This window comes from Frankia sp. CcWB2 (assembly GCF_977927585.1).
The window spans coordinates 5189-8783 of the sequence record NZ_CDWRCM010000100.1 but is presented as its reverse complement, the minus strand read 5'-3'; the positions used below and the strand labels follow the sequence as shown (position 1 = coordinate 8783).

The following is a 3595-nucleotide window of genomic DNA, read 5'->3' as shown; positions in this document are numbered from 1 at the left end:
TAGATAGGGCGCCCGGGGGGATCGTCTCGGCCCCGCGGAGATGGTTCCTTCCGGAAGCTCCGAGACACCGGCGCACGGTCGGCAGCCTTGGCGAGGGCCGTGGGCGCCGGACAGGCGAACAGGAGGTGGATCGCGTGGACATCGTGGTCAAGGGCAGGCACACCGCGGTTCCGGAACGGTTCCGCAATCATGTCCAGGCCAAGCTCGCCAAGTTGGAACGGCTGAACTCCAACATCATCCGGGTGGATGTCGAGCTGTCGAAGGAACGCAATCCCCGGCTGTCCGACGTCTGCGACCGAGTCGAGCTGACCGTGTACTCACGGGGTCCGGTGATCCGGGCCGAGGCCGCCGCGGCCGACTGCTACGCTGCCCTCGACCTGGCCGCCGGCAAACTGGCCGAGCGGCTGCGCCGGGCCGCCGACCGGCGGGTCCGCCACCACGCCAACCACGCTGGCGCCAAGCCGGCCGGGATCACCTCGGTCCCGCTCGGCAGTCTCATGCCGTTGGAGGGCATGAAGCCGGCGGCTGCCCTACCGGCCGGTGCCGAGGATGCCGGTGCCGAGGATGCCGGTGCCGAGGATGCCGGTGCCGCCGGAAGGAGTGGCAGCGGCGGGTCCAGGCCGGTCGTCGCCGCTCCGGCCGACGAATCCACCGCCAGGATCGGTGCGGGCGAGCAGAGTGAGCAGGCTCCGCTGATCGTCCGGGAGAAGACCCATGAGGCGGAGCCGATGTCGCTGGAGGAGGCCCTGTCCAACATGGAACTGGTGGGGCATGATTTCTATCTCTTCCTCGACGTCGACCTCGGCCTCCCCAGCGTCGTCTACCGGCGGGTCGGTTACGATTACGGTGTCATCCGGTTGTCCGGTTCGGCGGCGGCCGGCAGGTCGGGGCCGGCGGGCGCCGATCAGCGGGACGAGCGGCCGTCGCCAACCCGGGGCGCCTTCGTGAGCTCGGCCGCCGCCGTTTAGACGATCTGAAGGCCGCGTCCGCCGGCCGACGTGGGACTATTTGCCTCGGGTGTCGGAGTACACGGCGCACCGCCCCGCGTGGAGGCACGCAGGGCGGTGCGCTGCGGGCAGTGGTCCAGGGAGGTCAGATGACGGTGGAGGAGCAGCGCTCTGAGGAGATGCTGCCGACGCCATCGGAGGCGAACCCCATCCGGGTGCTGATCGTTGACGACCATGCGCTGTTCCGGCGTGGGCTGGAGATGGTGCTGGGGCAGGAGGTCGACATCGAGGTCGTCGGGGAGGCCGCGGATGGTGCCGAGGCGGTGACCATGGCTAAGGAGATGGCGCCGGACATTGTGCTCATGGATGTGCGGATGCCGCGCCGTGGCGGGATCGACGCCACGAGCGCCATCAAGGAGGCTGTCCCGAGCGCCAAGATCGTCATGCTGACCATCAGCGATGAGGAGGCCGACCTCTACGACGCGATTAAGGCGGGGGCCATGGGCTACCTGCTGAAGGAGATCTCTATCGACGAGGTCGCCGCGGACATCCGCGCTGTGTACGGGGGACAGAGCCTCATCAGCCCGTCCATGGCGTCGAAGCTGCTCAGCGAGTTCGCAGCCATGATCAAGAACAAGGATGACCGCCCGCAGCTCCCCACCCCCCGGCTGACCGATCGGGAGATGGAGGTGCTGCGGCTCGTCGCCAAGGGCATGAACAACCGTGACATCGCCAAGCAGCTCTACATCAGTGAGAACACCGTCAAGAACCACATCCGGAACATCCTGGAGAAGCTCCAGCTGCACTCCAGGATGGAGGCGGTCGTGTACGCGGTCCGGGAGAAGCTGCTCGAGATCACCTGAGGCCCGGTCGGGGGCGTCACCGCGGCGCGGGATCGTCCGGTAGGAGCGATCCCACCCAGCAGTCCCGCCGGTTACCGTCGCCCAGCAGCAGGGCCCGGCGCAGGGTGCCCTCCACGGTGAAACCGGCCTTCTCGGCCACGCGGCGAGACGCGAGGTTGCCCACCGCGGCCCGCCACTCGATCCGGGCCAGCCCCAGAGCTCTGAAACCCCAGCGGGTCAGCGCGGCAACGGCCTGGGAGGTCACTCCCCGCCCGCGCGTCGGCGCCGCGCACCAGTAACCAATCTTCGCATCGCCGTCGCCGGAGAGATCCGCCAGTCCGACCGAGGCAAGGAGCTGCTCGGTCGTGGCATCCACCACCGCGAACAGTGCCCCGGTCCCGCTGGCCCAGCTCTGCGGCGACTGGCGTGAGACGAAGTCCACCGCGTGTTGGTACAGATACGGCGTCGGGACTCTTGTCCACCGGCTTATCTCCGGGTCCTGGCAGGCCTGGTGTACGGCGTCGGCGTCCCGGGGGTGCCAGGGGGCGCAGATGCAGGCGGCCCGCCGTGATCTCCGCCGGTTCGAGAGGTGCCATGCTCCAACCTTGCACCGGCCGCCACCGTTGCCGCCGGTCCCGGGCACCCATCCGCGCTCCCGGTCGTTGGACAGTGCGGCGTGGCATGGGCGGACGATGCACGCCGTGCTGTCATCCCGTTCTGGTCGTTCCCGTCCGCGCGACCCCTGGCCCCTCGCCGGCACCCCTTCCCGTCGCCTGCTCCTCACCGGTCCCAGCCGGAGGAACCGCGCGCGGATGGATGTTGTAGGCGGCTATCGAAGGGCTAGCATCGTGGGGTCGGTGACCTCGCCGACGCGCCTGCCGGAGGAGTTTCGCCCGTGGTACTAGACAAGATCTTGCGTGCCGGCGAGGGCCGGATCTTGCGCAAGCTCAAGGCGATCGCCGAGCAGGTGAACCTGATCGAGGATGACTTCACCGGCCTGTCCGACGGTGAACTGCGAGGCATGACCGACGAGTTCCGCCAGCGGCTCGCGGACGGGGGGGAGACCCTCGACGACCTGCTGCCCGAGGCCTTTGCCGCCGTGCGCGAGGCAGCGCGGCGCACGCTGGGCCAGCGGCATTTCGATGTGCAGGTCATGGGGGGCGCGGCCCTTCATCTTGGCAACATCGCCGAGATGAAGACCGGTGAGGGCAAGACGCTGGTCTCGACCCTGCCGACCTACCTCAACGCGTTGGCCGGTAAGGGTGTGCACGTCATCACCGTCAACGACTACCTCGCCCAGCGCGACGCCGAGAACATGGGCCGGGTCCATCGTTTCCTCGGCCTCACCGTCGGGGTGATCCATCCGCAGATGCCGCCGCCGGTCCGCCGGGCCCAGTACGCCTGCGATATCACCTACGGCACCAACAACGAGTTCGGGTTCGACTACCTCCGTGACAACATGGCCTGGAGCTCGGAGGAACTCGTCCAGCGTGGCCACAACTTCGCGGTCGTCGACGAGGTGGACTCCATCCTCATCGATGAGGCCCGCACGCCGTTGATCATCAGCGGTCCAGCGGATCATCCGACCAGGTGGTACACGGAGTTTGCCCGGATCGCCCCGCTGCTCGAACGCGATGTCGACTACGAGGTCGAAGAGGGCAAGCGGACGGTGGCCATCACCGAGTCCGGGGTCGAGAAGGTCGAGGACCAGCTCGGCATCGAGAACCTCTACGAATCGGTGAACACTCCGCTCGTGGGCTACCTGAACAATTCACTGAAGGCCAAGGAGCTCTACAAGCGGGACAA

At 68.0% G+C, this 3595-nt stretch carries 4 protein-coding genes; 3 read left to right on the top strand and 1 reads right to left on the bottom strand.

Going from position 1 to position 3595, the window contains the following annotated elements:
- Window positions 1–134: 134 nt before the first annotated feature.
- Window positions 135–968: a ribosome hibernation-promoting factor, HPF/YfiA family gene (gene hpf, locus ACY45C_RS12190; RefSeq protein WP_462187733.1), complete on the top strand. Its 834-nt coding sequence runs from the start codon at window positions 135–137 to the stop codon at window positions 966–968.
- A 128-nt stretch (window positions 969–1096) separates the two neighbouring features.
- On the top strand, window positions 1097–1810 hold the full coding sequence (locus tag ACY45C_RS12185; RefSeq protein WP_011435218.1) for a response regulator: 714 nt from the start codon (window positions 1097–1099) through the stop codon (window positions 1808–1810).
- Window positions 1811–1826: 16 nt separating this feature from the next.
- On the opposite strand, the gene ACY45C_RS12180 is transcribed toward ACY45C_RS12185, so the two are convergent.
- Window positions 1827–2432 carry a GNAT family N-acetyltransferase gene (locus ACY45C_RS12180; protein ID WP_462187731.1) on the bottom strand — a complete coding sequence of 202 codons (606 nt, stop codon included), beginning with the start codon at window positions 2430–2432 and terminating at the stop codon, window positions 1827–1829.
- Window positions 2433–2684: 252 nt separating this feature from the next.
- On the opposite strand from ACY45C_RS12180, the gene ACY45C_RS12175 reads away from it, so the two are divergent.
- Window positions 2685–3595, top strand: a 911-nt coding sequence (locus tag ACY45C_RS12175; RefSeq protein ID WP_462187729.1) for a preprotein translocase subunit SecA, incomplete at its 3' end; no start/stop codon positions are given.

Excerpts from the sequence above, each read along its gene's own strand:
- ACY45C_RS12185 (WP_011435218.1), top strand. The coding sequence starts at position 1,097 with ATGACGGTGGAGGAGCAGCGCTCTGAGGAGATGCTGCCGACGCCATCG.